This window comes from Cribrihabitans neustonicus (assembly GCF_048820895.1).
In the GTDB taxonomy this organism is placed as follows: Bacteria; Pseudomonadota; Alphaproteobacteria; order Rhodobacterales; family Rhodobacteraceae; genus Cribrihabitans_A; species Cribrihabitans_A neustonicus.
Map to the genome: position 1 here is coordinate 110339 of NZ_JBMERQ010000006.1, position 13563 is coordinate 123901.

At 66.9% G+C, this 13563-nt stretch carries 10 protein-coding genes and 1 riboswitch; of the genes, 1 reads left to right on the forward strand and 9 read right to left on the reverse strand.

The window, feature by feature from the left end:
• Positions 1-4: 4 nt before the first annotated feature.
• The 9 genes from ACOHWE_RS14080 to ACOHWE_RS14120 form a co-directional block, all read right to left on the reverse strand.
• Positions 5-505 (reverse strand): TRAP transporter small permease, encoded by a 501-nt coding sequence (locus ACOHWE_RS14080; protein ID WP_420667253.1) that lies wholly within the window; start codon positions 503-505, stop codon positions 5-7.
• A gap of 75 nt (positions 506-580) precedes the next feature.
• Positions 581-1549, reverse strand: a complete 969-nt coding sequence (gene dctP / locus ACOHWE_RS14085) for a TRAP transporter substrate-binding protein DctP (RefSeq protein WP_420667254.1) — start codon at positions 1547-1549, stop codon at positions 581-583.
• Between the two features lie 183 nt (positions 1550-1732).
• Complete coding sequence (locus ACOHWE_RS14090) at positions 1733-4138, reverse strand: response regulator (protein ID WP_420667256.1); 2406 nt, start codon at positions 4136-4138, stop codon at positions 1733-1735.
• Positions 4139-4470: 332 nt separating this feature from the next.
• On the reverse strand, positions 4471-5229 hold the full coding sequence (locus ACOHWE_RS14095) for an ABC transporter ATP-binding protein (RefSeq protein ID WP_420667258.1): 759 nt from the start codon (positions 5227-5229) through the stop codon (positions 4471-4473).
• Entirely contained in the window at positions 5226-6284 is a 1059-nt protein-coding gene (locus ACOHWE_RS14100; protein ID WP_420667259.1) for a FecCD family ABC transporter permease, read from the reverse strand. The genes ACOHWE_RS14095 and ACOHWE_RS14100 overlap by 4 nt, the downstream gene beginning before the upstream one ends.
• A gap of 42 nt (positions 6285-6326) precedes the next feature.
• A complete protein-coding gene (locus ACOHWE_RS14105) occupies positions 6327-7355 on the reverse strand; it encodes an ABC transporter substrate-binding protein (RefSeq protein WP_420667261.1) in 1029 nt (342 codons plus the stop codon).
• Positions 7356-7483: 128 nt separating this feature from the next.
• Positions 7484-7677: riboswitch (cobalamin riboswitch) on the reverse strand.
• Positions 7678-7902: 225 nt separating this feature from the next.
• The gene (locus ACOHWE_RS14110) at positions 7903-8151 is read right to left on the reverse strand and encodes an EF-hand domain-containing protein (RefSeq protein WP_420667263.1); all 249 of its coding nucleotides are present in this window, start codon (positions 8149-8151) and stop codon (positions 7903-7905) included.
• A 289-nt stretch (positions 8152-8440) separates the two neighbouring features.
• Complete coding sequence (locus tag ACOHWE_RS14115) at positions 8441-9112, reverse strand: hypothetical protein (RefSeq protein WP_420667264.1); 672 nt, start codon at positions 9110-9112, stop codon at positions 8441-8443.
• Between the two features lie 3 nt (positions 9113-9115).
• Positions 9116-10516, reverse strand: coding sequence for a selenium-binding protein SBP56-related protein (locus ACOHWE_RS14120; protein WP_420667266.1), 1401 nt, complete (start codon positions 10514-10516; stop codon positions 9116-9118).
• A 593-nt stretch (positions 10517-11109) separates the two neighbouring features.
• Between ACOHWE_RS14120 and ACOHWE_RS14125 the strand changes: the two genes are divergently transcribed.
• On the forward strand, positions 11110-13386 hold the full coding sequence (locus ACOHWE_RS14125; protein ID WP_420667268.1) for a methyl-accepting chemotaxis protein: 2277 nt from the start codon (positions 11110-11112) through the stop codon (positions 13384-13386).
• Positions 13387-13563 lie beyond the last annotated feature (177 nt).

The following is a 13563-nucleotide window of genomic DNA, read 5'->3' on the forward strand; positions in this document are numbered from 1 at the left end:
CCTTTCAGAGACCAGAGAGCGGCACGTCGTCCGGCTCGGGCCGGAAGAGCTTGCGCAGGAATTCCAAGGCGCAAAGCGCCATCGACAGGGGCAGCACGGTGAGCGTCCACCACTCGGGGATGGTGAAGGCGGTGCGCACCATCGAGCCGCGCGCATAAGATTGCCCCAGCGCCTTGAGCCCGGCCCAGCACAGCACTGCGCAGGCGGCAGCCCCCAGAAGGCAGGCCATTGCAGTGGCCAGCCGCCGTGCGCCGGGCGGCAGCCCGCGGGTCACAAGGTCGACCTGCACATGGGCGTTGCGCATCAGCACCCAGGGCGCGCCGAGAAAGGCCGCAGCCATCAATCCGTATTCGATGGCGTCAAGCGCGCCATAAATCACCGGCAGGCCGAGGTTGCGCAGGGCAACGTTGAGCGGGATCACGAGGGTGATTGCGGCGAGGATGGCGGCGCTGAACACGGCAAGACCGGTGAGCAGCGCGCTGAAGCGGCGGGAAAGTGTCGTCATAGCATTGTCATGGGAATCGCCCGGGTCAGGCGGAACGGGGCGGCGCCTGGCTGCCCCGGCCCGCCCGTGTCCGGTTTACATCAGCAGGCAGATCTGCAGTTTCTGGGCCATCTCCGGATCGGTTTTCATAACCTCGCCCCAGCCTTCGGACTGCGCCACGGCGCTCCAATAGGTGGCATCCTTGCCCTCGAACTTGATGGTCTCGATGCCCGCTTCGGCCTGCGCCTTGGCTTCGGCCTCGTTGCGGGCGATGTTTTCGGCGTTCTGGGCCTCGATCCAGGCGGCGCCTTCCTCCAGCACCGCGCGCTGCTCGTCACTGAGCGAGGACCAGGTATCGAGGTTCACGAGGAAATTCACGTCCACCTGGTAGAAGCCGGGATCGACCCGGTAGGCGGTCTGCTCGTGCCAGCCGAGGTCAAGCACCCCCTGGCTCGGCCAGCCATACCCGTCGATCGCGCCGCGCTCCAGCGCGGTGTAGACCTCACCCGGGGCGGTGCGCACCAGGGTGGCGCCGAGCTTTTCGAACATCGCGCGGTAGACCGGCGTGGTGCGGATGGTCAGACCGGACAGGTCCGGCCCCTCCAGCGGCTTGGTCAGGTAGAGATGGTAGTTCATATTGTCGCCGACCCGGGCCAGGTATTTGACGTTCATCTGCTCCTGGTGCATCTGATCGATGATGTCATAGCAGCCGTTGGCACGCTGATCCTGGATGGTGTTCTGAGCCAGATGCAGCGCCTCGCCCGCGGGCAGAAGGTTCGGATAATAGGCGGTGGTGTTGTTGGCGATATCGACGATCCCAGCTTGCACCGCATTGCCGAGCTCGAAAGGCGGCACGGCCTCGGGGCCGCCCAGCAGGTCGATTTGCACCTGGCCCGTGCCGTTTTCGTTCACCCAGTCGACAAAGGCCTCGAAATCGCGGGAAAAGGTGGTGCCGGTGGCAAAGGCGGTTACCGCCTTCAGCGTGACTTCTTCGGCCTGGGCGGCAGCACCGGTGAGAGTGGCGGCGCCGATCATGGCGGCGGCGGCGAGTGAGCGGAACGTCATTTCAGTCTCCCTGGGTAGATGAAAGCGCATGGACCCGGGGTTGCAGCACCCGTTGTTTTCCCGCGCGGGTAAGGAAAAGCCTAGAGGGGGTTGGATTTTGCTTCAAGTCTGAAGTTTTATGGTTGAAGGATTTTTACTTGCATTTGCATGTTAAGGGTGAGCCGTTCGGCGCCTGGCGTCCGCCTAAGGGGGCGCCGGGCCCGCGGTTTCCAATATCCCTACGCTCTCCGCGCCTCGTGCCCGCCCGGAGGTCCACGCCCGGATGGTTTCGGTCAGTTCCTGGCGGCGCACGGGCTTGGTCAGGAAATCCACCATTCCCGCGGCGCGGCAGGCGGCATCGTCGGTGCTGAGCACATTGGCGGTGAGTGCGACGATAGGACAGGGCGGGCGATCCTCGTCGCGCTCGAAGTCCCGGATCAGCCTGGTGGCCTGCAGACCATCCATGGACGGCATCGACATATCCATGAAGACCAGATCGAACCGCGCTGCCTTGAAGGTGCCAACCGCCTCCTGGCCATCGGCGCAGAAGGTGATCCGAATGCCGGTCGGCGCCAGCATCTTGCTGAGAACCAGTTGGTTGGTCCGGTTGTCCTCGGCCACGAGGAGGCGCAGGCCGCTGAAATCGGCGGGGTGCGGCGCGGCGTCTTCGGGCTGCTCCAGCAGGCACGGGACACAGCGGCCCGCCTCGGTCAAAGCCGCGCGCAAGGCGCTGGTGCGCGCGGGTTTCATCAAGACCTGAACCGGTCCCTGCGCCTTCAGCTTCTGGTAGGCGGCCACCGTCTGGCTGCTTGCGCAGATTACCACCGGAAGCTCTGCGCAGCCGGGCAGCGCCCAAATCCGGGCGCAAAGCGCCGCCGCCGCTTCGGCTGTGAGGCTGATCTCCACCAGCAGAAGGTCCGGCGCCTGCGCCTCTGCCGCGGTGGCCCGCAGATGCAGCTCCAGCGCTTCAAGGCTGGGCAGCACGGTGGTTTCGGCCCCCCAGTCCTGCATCTGGCGCTGGCGTACCCCGCGCGTGAAGGCGAGATCCGCTGCCACCACCGTCCGCTGGCCCAGAAGTGGCTTTGCTTCCACGGCTGCCGCCTCCGGGGCGCCTCCCTCCGCCACCGGCAGCGGCAGGCACAGCGTGAAGCAGGACCCCTTGCCGAGCTCCGACTGCGCCTCGATCCGCCCGCCCATCGCCCGCGCGAGCCGCGACGAGATCGCGAGCCCCAGCCCGGAGCCGTCAAAGCGCCGCGCCGTGGTGCTTTCGACCTGTTCGAAGGCGCGGAAGATCTGCCCGATCCGGTCGTGCGGAATGCCGACACCGCTATCCTCGACCCGGACCCGCAGGGGCAACTGCTGGCTGCCGTCATAGGTGAGAGTTATGGCGACATAGCCTTCGAGGGTGAACTTCACCGCATTTCCCACAAGGTTCATCAGAATCTGCCGCACCCGCCCGCTGTCGCCGGTGAAATGCCCCGGGCCGCTGCCCGAGATGTCGAGGCAGATCTCCACCCCCTTGGCGGTGGCGGCGGGCGACATCAGCGTGGCAACATCATAGATCACCTCGCGCAGGTGGAAGCGCTGCTCCAGCATCTGGGTCTTTCCCGCTTCCAGCCGGGAAAAGTCCAGGATGTCGTTTACGATCCGCAACAGCGCCTCTGAGGAGGCAAGGATGGTGCTGGTGCACGCGCGCTGCTCGGCGGTGAGGCCGGACTCGTGAAGCACCTCGGCCATGCCAAGCACACCGTTGATCGGGGTGCGGATCTCGTGGCTCATGGTGGCGAGGAAGCGGGATTTGGTCTCGGTCGCGGCTTCGGCACGGGCCTTTTCTTCTTGCAGCCGCTCGGCGATGCGCTTCTTCTCCCGGAGGCTTAAGCTGAGCGTGTCGAGCGCGGCAAAGACCGCCGGCAGGTCGTCGCCCGGGCGGCGGCCGGAGACTGTCTCCTGGCTGGCCAGCGCCTGCAGGCGGCTGGTCACGGTCTGCATCGCAGCCGAAATCGCGTGCGCCTTGCGGGCGGCAAAGACCACCATGATGGCAAACAGCAGGAAGATGCCGGCAAGCCCCAGGGCGAACTGTTGGTAGAGGCTCTGGTTGGCGGTGTCGATGGCGGTGCCCGCATGGCCCGCCGCAAGCGATTTGACCACATGCACCTGTGCCAGAACCGCTTGGCCGCGCAGGCTCACCGCCTCCAGCGTCGCCGGTTCCTCGGCAGGCAGGATGCCGATCAGCACCACCGCCATCGTGCACCATTCATCATGCGTTTCAGACAGCAGCATGATCTCACGGCGCAGCGCAGCGGGCAGCGGCAGTTTCAGAAGCGCGGTGAGATCCCGGTTGATTGCCGCGAGACGGTGCCGCAGCCGCGGAGCCACATCCGACTGCGGCATCAACAGCGGCGCTGTGGTCACTTTCTGGACGTAGGCTTCGGCATCCGATATCCCCGCCCCGACCCGGTCGGCACGTCGCGTCACTTCCAGCGCAGCGCTCAGGATCGCGTCCTTGCGGTCCGAAGCGTAGAGCGCCATGCCGCAGATCGCCAGCGCCGCCGCCAGCGAGGCGGCCGCGCTGATCAGCACCGGCAGAACTATGGCACGCTTGAGGGTCATCGGGCCGGACGCGCCCCGCGGGCCGCAGCATGGGGCGCAGCAGGGGCAGCGGCGGAGACTGCCGCCGTGCACCCGGCACAGCTTCCGTGCCGGGCACCGGAGCGGCGCGGGGCTTGCCCGGTGGCTGCCGGCAGGGCAGAGACCGGGCGGAAACGCCGGAACATTGCAAATCTCCAAATATTCAAACTGCCAGAGGCGGATGGAAAACGACTATTCCCGCCAATCTGTAAATAATTCGAATACGGAGACCACCCTTGTGGAGCTCTGCCTCTGATTGCAGGCGGCGGGCTGTGGTTTCTATGCCAAGCGAAGCATAGGCGGGGTCCTGGCGCTCAGCTGCGAAAGCGCATGATCCGGCGGCCATCCGAAGGGTCGGTCAGATGGGTGACGCCAACCCCGAATGTCTCGCGCAGGCGCCGTGCGTCGAGCACCTCTTCCGGCGTTCCCAGTGCCACCAGCCGCCCGCGGTCCATCACGCCAAGCTTGTGGCACTCCATCGCCTGGTTCAGATCATGGATCGCAATCACGGTGGTGACGGTGAGCCGCGCCACCAGTGACAGGATCGACAGCTGGTGATGCACGTCGAGATGGTTGGTGGGCTCATCCAGCAGCAGCAGACCGGGCTGCTGCGCCAGGGCGCGGGCGATATGCACCCGCTGCCGCTCGCCGCCCGACAGGGTGGCCCAGGGCCGATCCGCCAGGTGCGCCATCTCCACATCCGCCAGGGCGCGCGCGGTTATGGCCTCGTCCTCAGGGCCCCAGGGGCGGGTGAGCGACAGCCACGGCGTGCGGCCCAGCTCCACCGCGTCGCGCACGGTGATGCGCTCGGCGGTCTCCGCCTGCTGCTCCACCAGCGCGACGCGGCGGGCAATCTCGCGGCGCGGCAGGGCGGTGAGCGGGGCGCCGTCCAGCAGAACCCGGCCCGCCGCGGGTTTCAACAACCCCGCCAAGAGCCGCAGCAAGGTGGACTTGCCCGAACCATTCGGCCCGACCAGGCCCAGCACTGTCCCCGGCTCGACCGTCAGGCTCACGTCCCCGACGATTCGTGCGCGCCGCGCGGACCAGCCGAGGGATTGTGCTTCCAGCCTCATCGCTGCCGCGGCCCCCGGACCAGGATCAGCGCAAAGGCAGGCGCGCCCGCCAAGGCGGTCACTACCCCGATTGGCAGCACCTGGCCCGGGATCAGGGTCCGCGACAGGATGTCGGCCGCGACCAGGAACACAGCTCCGGACAGCGCCGCCGCCGGTATCAGACGGGCATGGCGCACCCCCACCAGCAGCCGCGCTGCATGCGGGATCACCAGGCCGACAAAGCCGATGGAGCCCGCTATGCTCACCATCACCGCGGTCAGCAAGGCGGCGACGGCGATCAGCAGCGCCTGCACCCGGCGCACCGCAATGCCAAGCGCAGCGGCGGAACCGGCGCCGAAGGTGAAGGCATCCAGCGCCCGCGCATGGGCCGCGATCAGCAATGTGCCCGCCAGCGCCACCGGCAGCGCCAGGAGCGTGTCTTCCCAGCGCGCGCCGCCCAGGTTGCCCAGGAGCCAGAACAGGATGCCGCGGGCCTGATCGGCATTGGCCGATTTGGTGATAATGAGGCTGGTGAGCGCATGGAAGAGCTGCGAGCCCGCCACGCCCGCCAGCACGATTTGCGCCGCGCCGCCCCGGGCCGCGCTGGCCTGAGCTCCGGCCGCGCGCGCCAGCAGTGCCACCAGCGCAAAGGCGGTAAGCGCTCCGGCGAGGGCCCCGGCCGAGAGCGACACCGCACCGGCACCGACTCCTGCAATCGTAACCGCTACCGCCCCGGTGGAGGCGCCGGCCGAAATCCCCATGATATAGGGATCGGCCAGCGCATTGCGCAGAAGCGCCTGCAGCACCACACCCGACACCGCAAGGCTGGCACCGCAGCAGGCCGCCAGCACCGCGCGGCTCAGCCGGTAGTTCCAGACGATGCCCGCGTCGATCGGGTCGAGCACGTAGCCCGCCCCGAACATCCGGTTGGCCAGCACCTGCAGCACCGTCGCGGGCGGGATCGGTGTCTCGCCAATGCTCGCGCCCATTAGCACCGCCGCCGCCAGCAGCACTGCTGCCAGCACCCAGCGCGGCGCACGGGCACGGACGGCCCATGCCAGGGCGCCGGCGCTCATCCGGTCACTCCGCTTGCCCGCTCAGCGGTTCAGCCTGCGGGCTCACTTGGCAAGACCGAAGCCGTCCAGCGCCCCGGCCAGGGATTCCAGGCCCTCAACGCTGCGCAGGGTGGCGTCCATCGCATGGGCGTCCATCACCACGATCCGGTTACGCTTCACCGCCTCCATCTCGCGCGCCACCGGATCGCTGCGCAGGAACGCCAGCTTGGCCTCGATGTCATCGGCCGGGAAGCGGCGGCGGCTCATCTCGGCCAGCACGATGACGGTGGGATTGGCGCGGGCGATGGTCTCCCAGCCCACGAGCGGCCATTCCTCGTCCGACTGCACCACGTTGCGGATGCCGAGAGTTTCCATCATGTAGCCGGGCGCGCCCTTGCGGCCCGCAACATAGGGGTCGGCCGCCATCTCCGCGCTGGAGAACCAGAACACCGCCGAGACGTCCTCAGATACAAGCCCCTGCGCCAGCTGTGCCGCCGCCGCTTCGCGCCGCTTCAGGGCTTCGACCAGCTCGTCGCCCCGCGCCTGCACGCCGAAGATCGCAGCCAGTTCGCGCACACCCTGGTGGATCACTTCGGTGGTGAAGGCCTTGATCCGGGTGCCATCGGAGCCTTGGGTATTGTCCTTGCCCACACAGTCCGAAGGCAGGATGTAGGTCTGGATGCCCAGTTCGTGGAACTGCTCGCGGGTGGCGACGACGCCCTCGGGGCCGACGTGCCATTCGTACTGCGCGGCGACCAGCTCCGGGCGCTTTTGCACCACAGCCTCGAAGCTCGGGTCATTGTCCGAGAGCCGCTCGACGCCTGCATCCATCTCCGCATAGGCCTCGGGCAAAGCGGTGAACCACACTGAGGTGCCCTTGACCTGCTTCGCCAGCCCCAGGGCATAGAGCATTTCGGTCGCGGCCTGGCCCACTGTGACGCTGCTGGCGGGTGCCGCCTCGAAGGTGAGGGTCCGGCCGCAGTTGTCCAGGGTCAGCGGGTAGGGTGCCGCACCGGTGTCTGCTGCGGCGGCAGAAACGGCAAGGCCAAGGAGTGCGGCTGCGGCCGCTAAGTTGTGGGTGAGGGCATTCATATGGTGCTCCGATCTGAAAATTGAGGGATCGGGTGCGCCGGCTGGAAAATGCAGCCCGGCGCTGGAGTCCGGCCTGGGCCGGTTTTGGCTGTGGTCATGCGCGTTCCTCCCCCGGACACCCCGTCCGGATTGCGTGTGTTTGGCCGGCAGGTCTCCTGACTGGCGCGTCACAGCCTCGCCCGGCCTTCCCGGGCAGAGGCCCAGTGGCGGATGGGGCGAGGCTCGGCGCCTACAGTTGCGGGGGCAGTTCCGGTTCGCAGGCGCGGGCCTGCGGCGGATTCCCTATTATTCCCTTGCGGGAACCGGCACGAAGGCCGTAGCCGCGCGCGCAGAACGGGTCAAGAAAATTGTTGCCGGAAATGAAGCGGGAGCGGAGCGGCGCAGGACCCGCTGCCGGAAAACAGAATGCCCGGCACCGCGGGGAGAGCGGTGCCGGGTCCGCCCGCAGCAGGGGAACTGCAAGGCGCTGCGGCGCAAGCGCCGCAATCCGGGACTGGAAAGCGGCGAGGCGGCCCCGCGGGTGGGGGAGCCGCCCTGCCTGCGGCGATCAGCCGGCCTCTGCGAGCAGGCCCGCTTTTGCCGCCGCGTTCACTTCCGCCTGATCGGCTTCGCCATCGGCATCGGCGTCGATGGTGGCAAAGGTCTCGGCGGTCAGCTCGGGATAGGCGGCCTGCAGCTCTTCCAGCGAATAGGTGCCGTTGCCGTCGGCGTCCGCCTCCAGCATGGCATCCTTGGCCGCAAGAGGGGCGGCGGCGAGGGTGGCAACTGCAGCGGCGGTCAGTGCGAAGGGTTTCATGTAAGACACTCCATTCTTTCCATTGTTTCGACTGCTGCGGTCCGCGGGTATTCCGCGTTCCGTGGGGCATAGCTAGGCAGCCGCCGCGGGTGCCGCCAGGGTCAAGGCATTGTTGAGGGATTTCGGGCGTTTAACTGCCGGATCGTCCGGCTTGCGGCGGCGGTTGGCCGCCCTGCCAGCAGGCTGGTCCTTTTCCCGCTGAGAGAGGCTGCGCGTTCACGCGGGTTTGTGCCGCCCGGCCTCCCGCCTGGCTATCGGCGGGAACCTTCCAGCCGTGGAGAGGGCGGCCCTATCCCGCCGGTCCCAGCGCCGCCCAGAAAGTCAGCAGTCCTGCCGCCAGCAGCGAGCCGGCCCAAAGCAGCTCAAGATCGAACCAGCCGCGGTTCAGGAACCGCAGGCCCAGCCAGCGGTGCACCGCAAAGGCCATTGCGCCGCCCGAAAGCACCATCGCCGCCGTGTGCAGCACTGCCACCGCCGCCGCCAGCACTGTATTGGTCATCAGGAAGCTCGCGGCCGCATGGCCGCCCTCCAGTTCGTCCGCGGCGCAGAGCCCGAGATACACCGGCACCAGCATCAGCGCCGCGCCATGGGCCAGCGCCACCAGGAAGGACCACAGCGCCTGGCGCGCGGGCGGAATCCGCGACAGGAACCGCGGGTGGCGGCGGGTGGCCAGCAGATAAAGCCCCATGCCGGTGACCAGCAGAGCCGCGCCGAGCCGCAGCTCACGCTCGTACTGCACCAGAAGGGTTAGCATCGAAAACGGCATCAGGATCGCCAGCATGGCCAGGAAATGCCCAGTGCCAAGCGCCCCTAGCGCGGGCCAGAGTGCCTGGCGGCGCTGCTCGAACAGCGCCGCCGAAACCGCAAGCGGCCAGCCCATGCCCGGGTTCACCCCGTGGTACAGCCCCGAGGCAAAAACCGCGAACCACAACAGGCCCGCTGTATCCCAGGCCGTCTCCATTCCTTAGACCGAAGGGTAGCAGAAACTGTCGGTAGAGCAGTCTCCACCCTCAAGCCGGATCTGATGGGCGCGGTAGCCCTCGGGGAAGTCGACCCAGAAGCGCTCGTCCAGCGTGAGACCGCCATCGGCGCCGGCATTGGCCATCACCATCGCGGCGCCGCGCTCGCCCGGGTAGAACTGGTCGTCCCAGGTCGAGTAGAGCGAATTGGTCCAGTAGACGCGTTTGCCATCGCGGCTGATCTCCACCATCTGCGGGCCATAGCCGAAGGGCTTGCCGTTGGGATGCGCGGTCTGCTTGACGATCCCGCCGAGCTCCACCTTGCCCGCCAGCTTGGGGTTCATCGGGTCGGAGACATCGTACTGGTGCATTTCGCCGGTGCCCCAGCACGCCACGTAGAGGAACCGGTCGTCCATGCTGAGGTCGATGTCGGTGACCAGCGGCGGCACCGCGCTGAAGCCTTTCAAAAGCTCCGGAAGGTCGTCCGGATCGGCCGGCTGCGGGTCGATGGTGATGGTCTTCTTGGCCTCGAAGGTGCCGTCGTCGTTGCGCCACCAGGTGAAGATCGCGCCCTGCAGGTTGGTGGTGTCCACCACCACGCCGCAGAAGCCGTGCTGCTTGGCCGGATCATGCGCCGGGCGGATCTCCAGCGCCATCTGGTGGTTCTCGCCGAGGTCGATGGTCTGGATGTTCTTGCGCTCGCGCAGGTTCCAGAAGTGCAGGCTGTGGCCGTACTTGTTGCTCAGGAGGTCTTCCGGGACGATGCCGTTCTCAAACTGCGGCGGCAGTCCCCATTCCGAGCTCACCATGTAGTCGCGCGGCAGGTTCCACCAGAAGTCATACTGCTTGTCCTGCACGCCGCGGTCCATCTCGTAGCGGCCGAGGATGTCGAAGGTTTCGCAATCCATGATGAAGATGCCCGGCGGGCCGTCGGTGCCATCCTCGCCGCCGCCGCCCAGAGTGGAGACATAGATGCCCTCCGGGCCGCAGTGGATGGTATGCGGGCGTGAGTAGCCGGTCTTGGCAAAAACCTCCTCGGGCTCGATGATCTTGTGAATCTTGGCCTCCAGCGGCTCTTTCACGTCGATCACATAGATGCGGCTGGAGCGGATGCCGGGGATGATCAGGTAGCGCCGTTCCAGAAATGCGTGGCCGGTCAGCGGCGACAGGGCCGAGGAGCAGGCGTTCCAGCCAAAGTGGTGAAACTCATCCCCCTTGTTCGGCATGAACAGACTGTGCAGGATCTTGCCGTAATTCTCCGAGTTCGGATCGGCACCGATCACCGCGAGCCCGTCGGGCTGAGAGCCGTCGGGGCTCAGCAGCAGGGTAAAGGCCAGGGTTTCGGCCGGGGCTTCCATCGCCAGTTTGGGGTTGGCGTGGAAGGTCGGATCTGGTCGCAAATTCATCGCAGTCTCCCTTTTTATAGTCCTGCCTGCGTCTCTGCCTGGTCTGCCGTATTTCCTTGTTTATGGGGCCTGCGGGCGCGGATGCGTCGGCGGAGGCCGAAGTGCCTGGAGCGAGAGTATTACCGGTGACAATTTATGCAAGAACATGATTTTGAGTACGCACCCGTAACATGTTTTCCGTCGCGTTGCCGATACGCTTTGGCCGTGGCCGCATTGACCTCGCAGGCCGGCCTGAGTCCCGGGCTTGACCCAGAGTAGCAAGAAATACTGCTACTTTTCACATTGTTTTGCGGGGTTCTGGCGCGGGAGCCGTTTCGTGGCCGCTGGAAGCAGCATCCGCGCGTGCCCGCCATTCCGACTATCCCGCGTGCGGTTTGCAGCAAGCTCTTGTCAGACCGCTGCTTTCCCAGCGGCACCCGCACGAGAACCTGCCGCGGCCGACCCGCTTTCCGCCATCGCGGAAGGGCCGGAGCCGGCCTCTTTCATTTGCGGGACTTTCACGGATCAACCTTTTTGCAGGGATTTGCTGTTTAGCCTCATCCAAATGCCCAGGCCCGCCGGTGGCCTGCCGCTTGGAGAGGAGTACGACGCCGATGTCCCGCAGATTGAGCTTGCCGCTAAAACTGAAACTGCCGCTGATCATGGTGGCGCTGACGGCAGCCTTTCTGGTCACAGTCGCCCTGCTGGTGTACTCGATGGCGGAACGCGCGATCCGCGAAAACGCCTACGCCGCCCAGATGATCGAGGCCAAGTCCGGCGCCCAGGCACTCTCTTACTCGCTGGCTGCGGCGCGCTCTGATGTCTCCAGTCTTGCGGCTCAGCCCGCGGTGTTCCGCGCGATCAGCAATTTTGACCGGGTGATCGGCATGGTCGAGGAAGACGACCCCATCGCCTATCTCCAGCGCACCTACGTCGCGGAGAACCCGCATCCCGCAGAATTGCGCGAGGAGCTTGCGGACGCGGGCGACGGCTCCTACTACAGCCAGTCGCACGCCACCTACCATCCCACTTTCTTGCAAAGCCTTCGGCTCAACGGCTACAAGGATCTCTACCTGTTGAACACCAAGGGTCAGGTGGTCTATTCGGTCCGCAAACAGGGGGACTTCTTCGCCACCTTCGCTGAAGGGGAGGGCGCGGAGACTGGTCTGGGCCAGGTGTTCGCAGCCGCGCTTGAAGCCGAGGCGGGAAGTGTTGTGGCGGCAGATTTCGCTGCCTACCCGCACAGCGCATCGGGGGTTGCCGCCTTTATGGCGGCGCCGGTGTTCACCAAGAGCGGCGATATCGCCGGGGTGATCGCGGTACGGCTCGGGAGTGAGCGTGTGGTGCAGGCGCTGACCAGCAACCTCTCGGGCGGCAGCCACCAGAACATCTTCGTGGTGAGCCGCGACGGCCGCGCCCGCAGCCCGTCTTCCGCCGCGGGGCTGTTCGGAGTTCTGGCAGAGCTGCCGAAGGCCCCCCATATCGCCGCTGCCGCCGCGGGCGAGGCCGGCCAGTTCGAGGGCGTCGCCTCTACCATGGGCGAAAGCGCCATCGCCCTGTCGATGCCGCTGGATTTCCCGGGTTTTGACTGGTCGCTGGTGCTGGAGACCGACGAGCACACTGCTTTTGCCACGGTCGAGCGCATCCGGCTCACCGCCGCCGGGCTGATCGGTGCTGCCGTGCTCGCGGCCATCGCAGTCTCCTGGTTTGCTGCCCGCAGCGTCACGCGGCCGATCCACGCGCTCTGCGAGGCCACCAACGCGCTGGCGGCCAACGATTACGACGTGGACATTACCGGGCGCAGCCGCGGCGACGAGCTCGGGGAACTGGCCCGCAGCCTCGACAGTTTCCGCGGCAAGCTGAAGGAAGCCGATGCCGCTGCCGCCCGCGAGGTCGAAGCCGCGCGCCACACTGCCGCGGTGGTCGACGGCATGAGTGCAGCGCTGGCGGGCCTGCAGCGCGGCAACCTCGCTTGCGACATCCGCGCGCCCTTCAACGGCGAATACGAAACCCTGCGGGAGAACTTCAACCGCGGCCTGGAGAACCTCCGCGGCTCGATGGGCGAGGTCGTGGGCGCAGCGCAGAACGTCGGCCGCTTCTCGGAAGAGCAGCGCGGCGCCGCCGCCGAGATGGCGCAGCGCACCGAAACCCAGGCGGCCACCCTGGAGGAGACAGCGGGCGCGATCCGCGACCTTACCGGCGGCATCCGCTCGACTGCCGACCAGGCCGGGCGCATGGATGAAACCATGCGCGGCGCGCGGCGCGAAGCCGAGCAGACCACCGAAGTGGTGACCTCCGCGGTGACGGCAATGGACCAGATTCAGGAGACCACATCCGAAATCTCAAAAATCATCGGCCTGATCAACGATATCGCCTTCCAGACCAACCTGCTCGCGCTGAACGCAGGTGTCGAGGCGGCGCGGGCAGGCCCTGCGGGGGCCGGCTTTGCCGTCGTTGCCTCCGAAGTGCGGGCCCTGGCGCAGCGCGCCGCCAGCGCTGCCGGGCAGATTCAGGCGCTGACCGGCACCAGCGAACAGCATGTCGCCAACGGTGTCTCGATGGTGGGCCGCGCCGGCGAGGCGCTCACGCGTATCATCGAGCAGGTCTCGGCGGTCTCCGGCCTGGTCACGGAGATCGCCGATGGCGTGCGGGTGCAGTCGCAGGGTCTGGAGAAGATCGACGGCGCCATGCACCGGCTCGACAACATGACCCAGCAGAACGCGGCCATGGCAGAGGAGGCTGCCGCCGCCAGCCAGCTGCTGCAGCAGGAGGCGCACAGCCTGTCAGGGATTGTCAGCCGGTTTAGCCTAGGCACACCGGACCACGCCGACGCGGATGCCGCTTGGAGCGCGCCAGCCTGCCAGCCGCAGGGCCGCCAGCGAAGCGCCTAAGCGCACTATTCCCCGATGATCGGATGCCCCGCGGGTCTCCCGGAAGGTGGGCCTGCGAACTCCAAGCTGAAACCAGCCGGCGTAAAGCGGTATCCAGCATCCTCTTTCTGAAGGGGCGCGGGCTCCACGGGCGCGCGATGCGAGGCTGCCCAGTTTGCAAAGGATCGGGTGCCTGCT